This is a genomic window from Methanosarcina sp. UBA289, from assembly GCA_002496565.1.
Lineage (GTDB): Archaea > Halobacteriota > Methanosarcinia > Methanosarcinales > Methanosarcinaceae > Methanosarcina.
In genome coordinates, this window is the sequence record DAKJ01000023.1 from 52784 (window position 1) to 65262 (window position 12479).

General features: G+C 40.6%; 13 protein-coding genes. 7 read left to right on the forward strand and 6 right to left on the reverse strand.

The features are described from left to right. Positions 1-59: 59 nt before the first annotated feature. From pfkC to argC, 4 genes are all read right to left on the reverse strand, one after another. Complete coding sequence (gene pfkC, locus BP549_RS12810) at positions 60-1535, reverse strand: ADP-specific phosphofructokinase (protein ID WP_292381192.1); 1476 nt, start codon at positions 1533-1535, stop codon at positions 60-62. Positions 1536-1763: 228 nt separating this feature from the next. Continuing rightward, positions 1764-2951 (reverse strand): bifunctional ornithine acetyltransferase/N-acetylglutamate synthase, encoded by a 1188-nt coding sequence (gene argJ, locus BP549_RS12815; protein ID WP_292375234.1) that lies wholly within the window; start codon positions 2949-2951, stop codon positions 1764-1766. Between the two features lie 18 nt (positions 2952-2969). Further along, positions 2970-3434, reverse strand: a complete 465-nt coding sequence (locus BP549_RS12820) for a CBS domain-containing protein (protein ID WP_292381194.1) — start codon at positions 3432-3434, stop codon at positions 2970-2972. 73 nt (positions 3435-3507) lie between these two features. Continuing rightward, a complete protein-coding gene (gene argC, locus BP549_RS12825) occupies positions 3508-4521 on the reverse strand; it encodes an N-acetyl-gamma-glutamyl-phosphate reductase (protein WP_292381250.1) in 1014 nt (337 codons plus the stop codon). Positions 4522-5116: 595 nt separating this feature from the next. Between argC and BP549_RS12830 the strand changes: the two genes are divergently transcribed. The 4 genes from BP549_RS12830 to BP549_RS12845 all read left to right on the forward strand — a co-directional run bounded on the left by BP549_RS12830 (position 5117) and on the right by BP549_RS12845 (position 8185). After that, positions 5117-5539, forward strand: a complete 423-nt coding sequence (locus BP549_RS12830) for a nucleoside 2-deoxyribosyltransferase (protein WP_292381196.1) — start codon at positions 5117-5119, stop codon at positions 5537-5539. A 429-nt stretch (positions 5540-5968) separates the two neighbouring features. Then, entirely contained in the window at positions 5969-6139 is a 171-nt protein-coding gene (locus tag BP549_RS12835; RefSeq protein WP_292375241.1) for a hypothetical protein, read from the forward strand. Between the two features lie 411 nt (positions 6140-6550). Continuing rightward, the gene (locus tag BP549_RS12840; RefSeq protein ID WP_292375244.1) at positions 6551-6994 is read left to right on the forward strand and encodes an N-acetyltransferase; all 444 of its coding nucleotides are present in this window, start codon (positions 6551-6553) and stop codon (positions 6992-6994) included. Between the two features lie 732 nt (positions 6995-7726). Next, the gene (locus BP549_RS12845; RefSeq protein WP_292381198.1) at positions 7727-8185 is read left to right on the forward strand and encodes an Hsp20/alpha crystallin family protein; all 459 of its coding nucleotides are present in this window, start codon (positions 7727-7729) and stop codon (positions 8183-8185) included. 319 nt (positions 8186-8504) lie between these two features. Here the strand turns inward: BP549_RS12845 and BP549_RS12850 are convergent, their stop codons facing one another. Both BP549_RS12850 and BP549_RS12855 read right to left on the reverse strand, forming a co-directional pair. Next, positions 8505-9113 carry a TIGR00296 family protein gene (locus tag BP549_RS12850; RefSeq protein WP_292381200.1) on the reverse strand — a complete coding sequence of 203 codons (609 nt, stop codon included), beginning with the start codon at positions 9111-9113 and terminating at the stop codon, positions 8505-8507. A 321-nt stretch (positions 9114-9434) separates the two neighbouring features. Continuing rightward, a complete protein-coding gene (locus tag BP549_RS12855; protein ID WP_292381202.1) occupies positions 9435-10673 on the reverse strand; it encodes a phosphoglycerate kinase in 1239 nt (412 codons plus the stop codon). 304 nt (positions 10674-10977) lie between these two features. Between BP549_RS12855 and BP549_RS12860 the strand changes: the two genes are divergently transcribed. The 3 genes from BP549_RS12860 to BP549_RS12870 all read left to right on the forward strand — a co-directional run bounded on the left by BP549_RS12860 (position 10978) and on the right by BP549_RS12870 (position 12476). Continuing rightward, positions 10978-11523, forward strand: coding sequence for a uracil-DNA glycosylase (locus BP549_RS12860; RefSeq protein ID WP_292381206.1), 546 nt, complete (start codon positions 10978-10980; stop codon positions 11521-11523). 445 nt (positions 11524-11968) lie between these two features. Continuing rightward, on the forward strand, positions 11969-12265 hold the full coding sequence (locus tag BP549_RS12865) for an Hsp20/alpha crystallin family protein (RefSeq protein ID WP_292375256.1): 297 nt from the start codon (positions 11969-11971) through the stop codon (positions 12263-12265). Between the two features lie 16 nt (positions 12266-12281). Then, a complete protein-coding gene (locus tag BP549_RS12870; protein WP_292381208.1) occupies positions 12282-12476 on the forward strand; it encodes a 4Fe-4S dicluster domain-containing protein in 195 nt (64 codons plus the stop codon). Positions 12477-12479: the final 3 nt, after the last annotated feature.

Genomic DNA, 12479 nt, shown 5'->3' on the forward strand with positions numbered 1-12479 from the left:
AGTTCCTGTATCCATGAAATAGGGGGCGATGGGAGGCTTCAGATTAAATGAAATAAAATTTATTTTCCCGCCTGCCTCTGCTTTATTCTTGCAAGCATGGCTGCAAAAGCTCCTGCCGAGATTGCATCGCCTATCCCGACAGTTGCTTTGGGCTTGTCTACCACCTTGGAAGGGATTAAAACCGCATCATGGTCAGGCCCGTAGAGATATCCGTACTCGAACTCTTCAGAAGTACAGAGTTTCTTCCCTACACAGTAAAGCTTGAAGTTCTCAAGATCTTCAAGGCCTTTACTTGAAACCGGAACTTCCAGCCCTGCTTCTGCGTCCTCAAGGTTCTCAATTTTTCCTTTAAGGGCTTTGGCTCCGGCCAGGGTTGAAGAAAAGAGCAGGGCATCCCTGTGTTCTTTAAGCGTAAGAGGATGGCCTTTGGCAAGGATACATATGTAAAAACCAAGAGAATGCACGTGGACTCTTTCAAGAGATAGATCCTTTAAAAGCTGGACAGCTCCCTGGTAAAGTGAAGTTATCCCGGTTTCTTCTTTTCTTATCACGGAATAAGAGAGTTCTTCATGCCCCAGGACGTTGAGAGCATTTGCCACTTCCACAGTATCAAGGCCAAGGGAATGAACACGTTTGGCAACAATTTCTGTCAGGATAGCTTTTCTTATTACTCGGTTCTGAATTGATGTTAGCTCTACATGGATGCGGAGTTCAGGATTTAAAGCCTTGAGTTTCTCAATAGCTTTCACGGAATGAGAAACATAGTCCTTATAAGTAGACCCATCCTCGTACTGCTCTTTTATCATCTGGTAACCTGAAAGCATTGCTCCATCAATCGGAAAAATTGAGTCCAGATGCTCATAGATTTCCCTGTCCATATCCAAGCGTATCCATTTCGGGCGGGAGGAGATTATAAGGCGGTTATCTCTTGGCACCTGGAAGTTGCTTCCACCGCAGTTTATTTCCAGGCCTTTGGAATACTCAAAGATCCAGTTAACTTTGGACTCGGTTCCGGGTTTAAAGGCTTCTCGCGGGGGCTTAAGCACGACCTTTCCGTCTTCTACCTTAGGATGTAGAAGATTGTCATAATCCACGAAATACTCTGCCTGTTCTTCGGAAAGCCAGGGAATATACGCCACCACTTTTTTTATCCCTAGGCGAGCAAGAAGATTAGAAATTATTCCTGCCTGGCCGCCCATGCGTGCATAATCAAACCCCAGGTGCTCTTTCAGCCATTCATGAATATCTGAGGTATGGGTAGGAATTTCAGCGGCTTTTCCCTCTCGCATGGAAATCATCAGGCGAGCCATGAAATCCAGAGGATCTTTAATTTCTCTTGGATATGTCTCAATTCTTTCCTGAATCTCAGCCTCATTAAAAAGCCCTATAAGCCTAGATAGTTCTTTATCTGTAAGGTGTTTGATGGCGTCTATATTACTGTTGTAAGCTACAAACATACCTTCCAGATAAGGAAGGGCCTTTTTGGAATTGTAAAAAGCATCTTTGTGGCGCTGTTCCCATTCTTGTATATCCACTCAATAAACCCCCTGAAAATATAGACCTGAACCTGAATTAATTTTCAGGAATTCAGGGAAACCAGGATTTTTTCCTTAAGTGATCTTGCTGATATTTTGAATTAATCTTGCTTACATTACTAGTTCCTTCTACCCGTTTTTTCAATTATGTCGTTTTTCAGTTATGTATTACAGTAAGTCATAGCATTAGGTCTGTATTCAATACCGCATTAAGCTATGTACTCAGTGTTAAGTCGTATATTCGGCATTAATCTTGACATAGTCGTAAGTCAGGTCGCAACCCCAGGCTGTTGCCTGCTCCTTTCCTATATTAAGATCAAGAGTAATGACAATTTCTTCATTTGCCATTATCTTTTTCAAAAGCTCGAGATCCGAAGAACTAGAAATCTCGCCGGATTTTACAAGTTCAACCTCTTCTCCTCCTCCTGAAAAAGAGAGGGAAAGCCTTTCTTGTTCAAGTTCTGCACCTGAGTACCCTGCAGCGGCTACAACCCTTCCCCAGTTGGGGTCCTTTCCAAAAATTGCGGATTTAACTAGAGGGGAGCGTACAATTGCCTTTGCAGCAAGTTTAGCATCTTCATGGGTTTTTGCGCCCACTACTCTGACTTCAATAAGTTTTGTAGCGCCTTCCCCGTCTTTTGCCATTATCTTTGCAAGCTTGGTGAAGACGTAAATTAGCCCATCCTCAAAATCATCCAGGCAGTCCATACAGGGCTTGACTCCAGACTTGCAAGTGGAGGTAAGGAGTACCATGTCGTTAGTGCTTGTATCCCCGTCAACTACGACCATATTGAAAGTTTTATCCACTGCTATTCTAAGAGCAGCATCCAGGACGTCGGCAGGCACTTTCGCATCGGTGTATGCAAAACAGAGCATAGTTCCCATGTTGGGCTCGATCATCCCTGAACCTTTGGCAATGGCACCTATCCTGATCCCGCAGTCCATCTCTATAGCTACTTCTTTTACGACCCTATCCGTGGTCATGATTGCCTTTGCAGCTTCCCGGCTGCACTCAGGAGAACTGCCCAGGCCTGCAGTGACTTCAGGAAGGCGTTCCCCGATTAAGGAGACATCAAGCCTTCTGCCAATTACTCCTGTTGAAGCAACTGCAACCGTGTCAGGCTTAAGGTCAAGTTTTTGGGCAAGCATTGTAGCCATTTCCATAGCATCCAGGAAGCCATCATCGCCTGTAAAGGCGTTAGCATTGCCGCTATTTGCAATTATGGCAGAAAGATGGTGCTCGGTTTCGATCACTCCTTTACTAAGAATAACAGGAGCTGCGGTCACCTTATTTTTTGTAAAGACTCCTGCTGCAGGGCCTTCTGCAAGAATGACAGTCAGTCCCATTTTTCCGACTTTAATCCCGTTTGCAGACACGCCCCTTACTGCACAGATTCCACCTTCAATTTCCTTCATGAAAACTCTCCTTTTCCCTCAGAGCTTTGCAAGACCTTTAATGATATCGCCGCGCGTAATAATCCCCACTACGCGGCCATCCTCAGTTACAGGAAGCCTATTGATCCTGTGCCTTATCATATGTTCGGAAGCTTCTTCTACGGATGCCTCGGAAGAGATTGTGTGCACATCCTTTGTCATGATCTCTTCTATCTTTGTGGAACCCACATCAGAAAGCATCTTCTTTGTTTCCTCCCAGCCAAAGAGTTCCCTTATAGGAACCTCTATAACCTCAAAGGGGCTTGGAAGCCAGAGTTCCCCCTTTTCAGGGAGTATCAGCAGTTTCAGTAGGTCCCCTTCACTTACTATTCCTACAAGCTCTTCACCTTCAAGGACAGGTGCTCCACTGATATTATTTTCCTTCAATACTCTTGCTGCTTCCCGGACTGTATCATCAGGCTTGCAGGAAACAACGTTCGAGTTCATAACATCTTTTACCTTCATCTGACTACCCCTTGAGATAAATTCTATTCTTTACTTTATCCATTACCAGTTATATTTTCTTGCTTTGGTTAGTTTACGGAGCCGCAGCAGGCAGCCAGAGCCCACTTGTCTCGTCCAGACCGAACATGAGGTTCATATTCTGGATAGCCTGTCCTGATGCGCCTTTGACCAGGTTATCAATTGCCGAGAGCACAACAACCCTGTTGTTTTCCTTATCCGCTTCAAAACTTATATCGCAGAAATTAGAACCTCTGACTGCGGTTAAGGAAGGAACTCCTGAAGGGAACCTTACAAACGACCTATCCCTGTAAAATTCCTCGTAAATTGTCTTTAAGTCGTCCGTGGAGAGAGCTTCCTTTGTAAAAAGGTGAGCAGTTGTAAAGATTCCCCTGATAGATGGAATTATATGAGGCGTGAAATTAATGTTCCTGAGATTTCCATCGAGCCTTGTCAACTCCTGAACGATTTCAGCCCTGTGCCTGTGGGCTGTAAGTTTGTATGGGATGATATTTTCCGCGAGGTTTGGATAATGTGAGTTTTGAGAGGGTGAGATGCCAGCTCCTGAGATTCCTGTTTTGGAATCAAAAACCGCAATATCGATAAGCTCTGCTGCTGCAAGAGGAGCTGCTGCAAGGGTTGCACCTGTAGGAAAACATCCAGGGTTTGCTACGAAATTCTCTTTTGCAACTTCGGGGTGGAGCTCTACAAGCCCATAAACGGCATTCCTCGGATCACTGTGCTTCATCCCATAGATTTTTTCAAATCTCGAAGTTTCAAGCCTATAGTCCGCGCTAAGGTCAACAACCTTTGTGTTGCCGTCAAGCAGTTCAGGTACATAGTTCATGGCAGATCCGTGAGGTACTGCAAGAAAAACTACGTCACAGCGCTCCCTGATATCTTCAGAATCAGGATTTTCGTACTTGAGGTCAATAAAACCTTCAAGATGCCTATGCGTGCTCGTTACGGGCTTCCCTGCAAGGCTTCGGGAAGTTGCCAGCTCCAGCTTGACATTGGGATGATTGACAAGCAAGCGCAGGAGTTCTCCTCCCGTATATCCTGAAGCTCCTATTATTCCAGCCTTGATCATAAGTGTCACTGCCTGTGTAATATTTATACAAGATAATTAAATTTGCTATTGGAAAAACTAAATGTAAAATCTGTTTCTGCGATTAATCGGCATCAAATGGCTCGCTCGAAAGATTGTTCCCAAAAAGCTGGTTCTAGCTGCAGAACTATGCCTTTTTCTTAAACACATTTTTCAAAGTAGATCATAGTAATGATCAATATCCTTAGATATCTTTTTATAATGAATTACAAAGGAAACTAGATATCCCTTGTTTACTATTCCCGACTCAGGACGTCTGGCTAGGTGACTAATCATTAAGAAATTCTTATAACGGGAACTATCCACATTTATAAGAGCGGGAATTATCTACACTCAATCAGAAATTAAATTGTATAAGTTTTATTAATAAATTATATAGAAAGCAATTCATATTTTTAATTTTGAATCAGTAAAACTTAAATTTTTTAATATATAAGTATATTCCAGATCAAAATTGTTAAGGCACTTATCACCGGAAACGGAAAGTTGACAGGTAAATGATTTTATCTTTGGAGCCTCTCTTACTATAAGAAAATTTGTTATACATAGCCTCTCAAGTGTCAGGAAGAAAAAAATCATGAACAGTAAGAAGAGAATCTATCTTGCAGGCCCCCTTTTCAGCCATGCTGAACTCGAATATAACCGCAAATTGAAGGATTTGCTGCTCAAGAAGGGGTTTTCGGTTTTTTTGCCCCAAGAAGACGCAGAGGATACGTTGAATGAACGTGAAAAACAAAATCAGGAATGTATTTTTAATAAATGTGTGGAAGGTGTGGATGATTCGGACATTGTAGTTGCGGTCCTTGATGGCGTGGATGTAGACTCAGGAACAGCCTGGGAAATAGGCTACGCTTATGCAAAGGAAAAGCCTATCATCGGAATTCGAACCGATTTTAGGTTTCTCTCTGACGGAATTGTTAATCTCATGGTAGAAATGGCGATAGTTGCCCTTGCCAGAGATGAAGATGAATTGGTCAAAATAATTGAAAAATATCGATAAATTTTGGCTTTTACTTTGTTTGCCAATTATTTATATTTTTAAAAGATATTCTTAGAAGAGACAGTTTCAAAAAGATTTACTTTTAAAAATTTTTAATATGTAAAACTACATTCTTGTTAGGCAGAATTGGTAAGATTCTCAAGAGCCAACCTTAAAACCAATAATTAAAGTCACTGTTTCCTCCACCAAACCAGCTTCAATTGAAACAAAATTAAAAGAGAAATATGGGTCCTGAAAAACGGATTATAAAGATAACCTTTATATAAATAATGTGTTAAAACTACTCTTTTTAATTAAGTATGTAATTATATCTAAATAGAGATAAGTTGAGAAAAGATTCAGTTGCAGAAGCTATAATCTATAACGATTATTAGGTAAAAAAATTTTAATATAGAATGCCTGACATAATAACTACTGGAGGTTAAAATAGTGACCTTTGTGAACGGATACACGTTTACAAAAGTGAAAACTTCACATGGGCCTGATATGTACGTCTCCAGATATGGGAAGCTGGTAAAGATCGTCCCGCTCAGTCCGCAAGTGGAGTTTTCCGAAAAATATACCAGTGACTTGATCCACCAAATCGAGTCAATGGAATGAAATGATAGAAATTTTTCCGATTTTTTATTTTTGATTCGGACTTCTTTTCATGAAAGCCCTTTTTCAGGCCGAAGCTCTTTCGGTCTGGCATTTTTTAGACTATTTTCACTATATATATAACTTGTGTTTTCCCAAATATTTTACATACAGTTTTCACGAAGCTGGATATTTAGACTCCTTCAGGTTACAGTACTCGATTTATGAAGTTATCCTTTAACTTTACATAAGTAAAAAAAGCCTTAAAAAACGGAAATCTGGTAAAATAATTTTTAATTGGAGAGAAACTGATAAATGATGGAAATTACGAGGAAACCAAAAATTGAACTGAAATATAAAGGGTAGTTGATAAATTGATCAGAAATACAAGGAAAGTTGATAAATTGATCAGAAATACAAAGGAAAGTTGATAAATTGATCAGAAGCTACAATAAAACCGATCTAGAAAAAATGGTAAGGATCTGGTACGAAGCCTCCGTCATTTCTCATTTCTTCATCCCAGCCTCGTTTTGGGCTTTGCAAAAGAGCGCAATGAAGGAGAAGTACCTTCCACTTGCCGAAAACTTTGTTTTTGAAGAAGAAGGGCAACTTGCGGGATTCATTTCCCTTGTTGGAGAAGAAGTCTGCGCCCTTTTTGTGTCGCCGGAAATGCAGGGTAAAGGAGTTGGCATGGCTCTTCTTGAGTACGCAAAAACCCAGAAAGGAAGGCTCTCCCTCAAAGTATACAAGAAAAACGAGAGTGCCCTGCAATTTTACAAAGCGTGTGGATTTGTAGTAGTCGGAGAAGAGGTTGATGAGTACACAGGTTGCGTGCAACTTTTAATGGAGTGGGAAGAATTTCGGTTCTTCGCTGTTTAAGCGAATAACTCCATTAATTTCTTAAATATTAAGGTAACATAGATAAAATTAAAAGCACTTGTTACTAGAAAAATTGTTATTAGAAATATTCTTAGCTTGAAATTTCTCTTTTTGGCGTGGCTACTTTACAACTATCAAATGTTTTAATCCATATAAAGTAATAGAAGATCTGAACTTAAGCAAATCGGAGATCTATTCCAGAACCTTTTTTGCCTGATAATTTTGCAATTTTCTTTTGAATAACTGATTTTCATGAATATCAAAGGTAAAATAAGCGATAGATATAAATAATAATATCCCTAACTATAGGGTAGTAACTTAGCAGCAATAACCACTCTACAGAGGCATTAAGTAAAACCTGTAAGTGTTGCCCATCAGTTACTTAATAGATATATGCGAACAGACCGAAGGTGAACCTATACCACCTTCAAAAAACGGATTTATCCCTCCCATGAAGAGATATGAGAGTCTTAAACTCTCAATTATCGTCTCTGTAAGAAACGGGTAAGAGAAAAAAGGATCTCCGCCGCTTTATTTCTCTTCCGTATCTTTCAGAGAAGAGAAGGATAATACCTGTTCTAGGTTAAAGCGAGATTTACAGATCACAAACACTACTATAAGACCAAGTAAAACCGGGAAACTGAGAGAAAGCACTCCCGAAATCAGAAAAGTCTGAAGTCAGAAAAGCTTGAGATCAAAGAATCTTGAAATAGAATAGGAAGGAATCTGTATATGAAATTGCCAGTAAAAAGAACAGACCGTGATGTATATAGCTGGGACCCGTTTGATGAAATCAGAAGAATGCAGAATTATATGGAACAGATGTTCAGGACTTTGCCTGCACTAGAAAGCCGATTCGGGACAGGAACTTTCTCCCCGCTGACTGATGTTGCGGAAGAAGACAATAAGGTAATTATAACAACTGACCTGCCTGGGATTGAAAAGGAAAATGTTGAGCTCGATCTCAGGGACAATGTCCTAGTAATCAATGCAGGGAAAGAAAAAGAAGAAGAGGCCGAAAAAGAAGGTTACCTCAGAAAAGAACGGGCTTTCATGCGGTATTACCGTGAAATTCCTCTTCCAGACGGTGTAACCGAAGAAGGAGCAACTGCGCAACTCAAAAACGGCGTCTTAACCGTCACCCTACCAAAAATAAAATCCGTAACCGGAAAAAGAATTCAGATTGAATAAATCGGTACTCAGGATACAGATACTCAGTACTAGGAATCATAATCCGGATAAAACGAATTTCATCTTGATTTCAGCCTGAAAGAAACAACCATCAAAGGGTGCCTGCGAACACAGGAGCAGAATCCTGAAATCTCGCAGGCTGCCCTCAATGAAAAAATCCAAATATTTCCACATAACTTTCCAAAAAGATTACTTTCCAAAAAGTTTAGATTATTAATCGCTTTTTATGTTCGGAGTACATAATTTCCCGACCATAGGATTCTGGTAAGCTATAAGAATTCTGAAAAACTGGAAGAATTCTTCGGCACTTAAAGAGCTATCATTCACCTGAAAGATTTTCCTCAACGACCTCGCCCTGCGGTTCTTTTTCCTTGAAAATCTGTCCTTCGAAACAGGAGACTTCAGCTCCTTTGAGCCAGGCATCAGGCGAAAGGCCGGCTTTCAGGCAGGTATGGCCCAAAAATTCTATAGAATCCATATTATGCTCAGGGGCGACCTGAGGAAGCAAAAGGCCCTGACAGTAACCCTGTTTTACAATAAGTCCATGCTTCCCTATCTCTATATGCTCAGGAAGCTCTTCTGCAGGAGCATTAATCTTTTCAGGCGGAGTGAGAATTGTGACCTCGACAACTATCTCATCCAGCTCGTCTTCTCCTACCGGCGGAAAACGCGGGTCACGGGTTGCCGCAGAGATTGCAGAATCCATAATTGCGTCTTCAAGTGTAGAATCCGGAAACGGATGCCCTATACAGCCCCTCAGGAGCCCGTTCTCCGTAAGTGTGACAAAGACACCTCTTTTCTCCCTGAAAACCGGAGAAAGCTCAAAATCCAGTTCTTGAGGTTCCGGGAGCCTTTCTTCAGATAAGAGTGATTCGATCGTTTTCCTTGCAAGTTTGACTGCAGCCCTGCCTTCAATGTCTGTAAGCATATTTGAACCAACACCTCAATTTTATTTTGATATTCTTGCCTTAAAACCTGATCAGCATTAGCTGTAAGCATTACAGTTTATCTGCAAATGCCAGCTACGTATCTTAGCGCTTACGGTTAGTATGATAATATCTACGTGGAAGCTAGTATAACAGTATGTTTATCGAAGCTGATAAAAGTATATTTCCGGAATTTCATATTTAAGAACTGGAAATGGAAAGAAATATTAAAAAATAGGATTAAAAAATAGGGAATTCGACAGAAAAGAACTGCCGTATAGAAAGCCATTGTTTTAAATGTGATAAACTGTAGGAAAAGGAATTTAAACTTTCCTAGCTTTTTTATACCTTTTAGCTGCAGCCTTGAGAGCCTCGACACCTGGAAGCTTTACTCCTGAGAGATAATCAATCAGTGCTCCACCACCTGTGCTTATGTGAGAGAAACGGTGTGCAAGGCCAAGGTGGTCGACTTCTGCCGAAATATGCCCACCACCAATTATTGAAAACTCGGATTTAGTAGCAGCTTTTATAATCTCATGTGTTCCAAGGGCAAAATCCTCAACTTCGGAAACCCCTGCCGGGCCATTTAAGACAACAGTTTTTGCATTTTCAATTTCATTGGTAAAGTTCACGATGGTTTCAAGCCCGATATCATTTATAGGGAGAGAATCGGAATTAAGTTCCGAAACAGGCACTTCAACCCGTTTCTTATTATCATTCAAAGCCACATCCTTTGGAAGGCCAATTTTATCCTTGAATTTCGCAAGCATACCTTTTGCTTTTTCGATCTCGCCTTCGTATCCCTGGGACTTAATAAAGTCTAGATTCACTTTCCCGATATTTATACCGGATACTGCAAGTACCACATTTGCTACCACTCCAGTAAAGAGTACCCTGTCAGCTCCTCCGTTTGCAAGAACATTTTCCGCCACCCGGAGAGAATCATCCACTTTTGCTCCCCCTAACACGAAAATAGTTGGTTTTTCTCCTCCTTTGGTCACTCGATCTAAAGATGTAAGCTCTTTTTCCATAACTCTTCCGGCTCCTGTAGGTAGAACCTCAGTAAAACCGACTACGGAAAGATGAGACCTGTGAGATACGGCGAAGGCATCGTTAAGGAAGATATCCACAAAGGGAGCCAGCTTTTTAACCGGATACGTATTGGCCTGTTCTGCTGGAGTTCTTTCGAGGCTTTCTTCAGAATAGAACCTTACATTTTCAAGCAGGATGACATCTCCATTTTCCATCGAAGCAATCCTGGTCTTTGCGTAAGTTCCGAAAATATCATCCACATAGAGAACCTGCTTGCCAAGGTATTTAGACATCAGGTTGGCATGAGGCTTCATTGTAGTGAAGTCTTTTTTTCCGGGCCTGCTCTGGTGCGCAAGCAAAACAACTTTTGCATCCTCAAGATCCTTCAAAGTGGCAATATGGCTTCGGATCCGCATATCATCCAGAATATTGCCCTGCGGATCCATAGGAGAGTTCAGGTCAACCCTTATAAGAATTGTCTTTCCGTGCGTGTCAAAATCATCGATTGTAAGAAAGTTTCTAGAAGTCATACCCTCAGCGCACCTTTGTGAATGAGATATTATATATGTAAGAGAATAAATTTAGAAGGTAAATTATAGAGAATTCCTTATCATTATTATGTTTGTCATAGGATTTTTTCCATAAATAAGTTTGTTTGTATCCAGATCTCTGAAATTGGGTACAAATTTTATGTAAAAGCTGGAAGCAAAAAAGAGCCTTATAATTTAAGAATGTATCGGACTACAATCTCGGATTATAGGAAAAATTTGAAGGAGGTAGAGAACAACGACATATGAGAAAGACAACCGTAGAGACTTTGAAGAAAGAATAAGGATGATGGTAGAAGCAGGATACGAAACTATTGGAAGAGAGGTAATCAAATGCACGCGCTGCCCGCTCCATAAAAGTGCAATCCGGAGAGTTATAGGAAAAGGATCCTGTAGTCCGAAAGTTTTCTTTATAGGAGAAGCTCCCGGAAAAAGCGAAAACGAAACCGGGATTCCATTCTACGGGAGAGCAGGAAAAGAACTGGATAAAATGGTCGAGTACATGGAGCTTTCTGAAGAAGATTGGATGGTAACAAATACGGTCAAATGTCACCCGCCTGAAAACCGAAGACCTAAGGTAAATGAGATCGAATGCTGTAAACCATTCCTTCTTGCACAAATAATTCTGCTTAATCCTAAAATCATAATCCTTCTTGGTAACACAGCCGAGAAGTCCTTTTGCCCCGAAAGAAAGCTCGAATGGGGAGCTCCTGTAGAACATGAAGGAAGAACTATCCTGAAACTCTATCATCCTGCAGCCCTTATTTACACTCGCTCAAAGGTAGAAACTCAGCATGCTTTCATTGACAAAAATCGTCATTTATGGAGCTGAAATTTCCATATGACAGTGATATCCTAGCAAAAAGGGTGACGAAAACTTACTATCAGTGAATTATCAGTTTGTAGGCTCTTACTTGAGAGTCTAGGAATTAATTTTGTTACCCGGCTATTTTATCCATTAGAAATCAGAGTAACACGGTCTGTAAACTAATATACAGATTCAATATAGTCATAAATTATAAATATCGAAATCCTTACTCTATTATTGGGGTTTGTGTGGCGTTTAGGAATAATAAATTGGATAAAAAGGACTAGAGTATCTAGGTTGCATAAACGGCAAAAGAAGTATCTATTGTTATGTAATAGATGCCCGGAACGGGGTAATATAACATCCGGAATTTAGATGTCTTAACGCCCTTATATTAAATTCTCTAATATATAGACAAATTTAATTAATTTATATGTTTCACGGGGAAAGAATTATCTGGAGGGGTAGTATGGCAATGGTAAAAATGTCGCCTGATGTATTTTCGTGTTCCGATGACAAAGGAAATCTGGAAATTCAGATTAATCTACCGGGAGTAAAGAAAGAGAATATTGAATTAAAGATGGTTGAAGAAGGATTTTTCATAAGAGCGAAAAGAGAAGAGACCGGGGTCGAATATGCAGGAACTTACGCATTCTGCTGTGGAGTTGTCCCTCAAAAAGCAGTCGCAAAATACTGCGACGGAAAACTGTTCGTTATAGTGCCTTACAGGGAAACTTCAGAGACTGTAAATGTTGAGATTCAGTAAAATTGGAGGAGGAAGAATGCACCCAGTAATCGACTATAAAAAGTGTACCGGAGCTCTTGCCTGCTATGAAGTCTGCCCAGCAGAAGTTTTTGATATTGAAGAAATTGATCGAGTAAAAAGGGCAGTTGTCGCCCGCCCGGAAAATTGCATCGAATGTAACCAGTGTGTGGAAGCCTGCCCAGAAGATGCCATCGAGCTTGTTGAAGATTAAGTT

Bases quoted from the DNA above. Each gene is read 5' to 3' on its own strand.
- BP549_RS12870 (WP_292381208.1), top strand. From the start codon at position 12,282: ATGCACCCAGTAATCGACTATAAAAAGTGTACCGGAGCTCTTGCCTGC.
- BP549_RS12850 (WP_292381200.1), bottom strand. From the start codon at position 9,113: ATGCTTACAGACATTGAAGGCAGGGCTGCAGTCAAACTTGCAAGGAAA.
- BP549_RS12845 (WP_292381198.1), top strand. From the start codon at position 7,727: ATGAAATTGCCAGTAAAAAGAACAGACCGTGATGTATATAGCTGGGAC.
- BP549_RS12820 (WP_292381194.1), bottom strand. From the start codon at position 3,434: ATGAAGGTAAAAGATGTTATGAACTCGAACGTTGTTTCCTGCAAGCCT.
- BP549_RS12865 (WP_292375256.1), top strand. From the start codon at position 11,969: ATGGCAATGGTAAAAATGTCGCCTGATGTATTTTCGTGTTCCGATGAC.
- BP549_RS12860 (WP_292381206.1), top strand. From the start codon at position 10,978: ATGATGGTAGAAGCAGGATACGAAACTATTGGAAGAGAGGTAATCAAA.
- BP549_RS12830 (WP_292381196.1), top strand. From the start codon at position 5,117: ATGAACAGTAAGAAGAGAATCTATCTTGCAGGCCCCCTTTTCAGCCAT.
- argC (WP_292381250.1), bottom strand. From the start codon at position 4,521: ATGATCAAGGCTGGAATAATAGGAGCTTCAGGATATACGGGAGGAGAA.
- BP549_RS12855 (WP_292381202.1), bottom strand. From the start codon at position 10,673: ATGACTTCTAGAAACTTTCTTACAATCGATGATTTTGACACGCACGGA.
- argJ (WP_292375234.1), bottom strand. From the start codon at position 2,951: ATGAAGGAAATTGAAGGTGGAATCTGTGCAGTAAGGGGCGTGTCTGCA.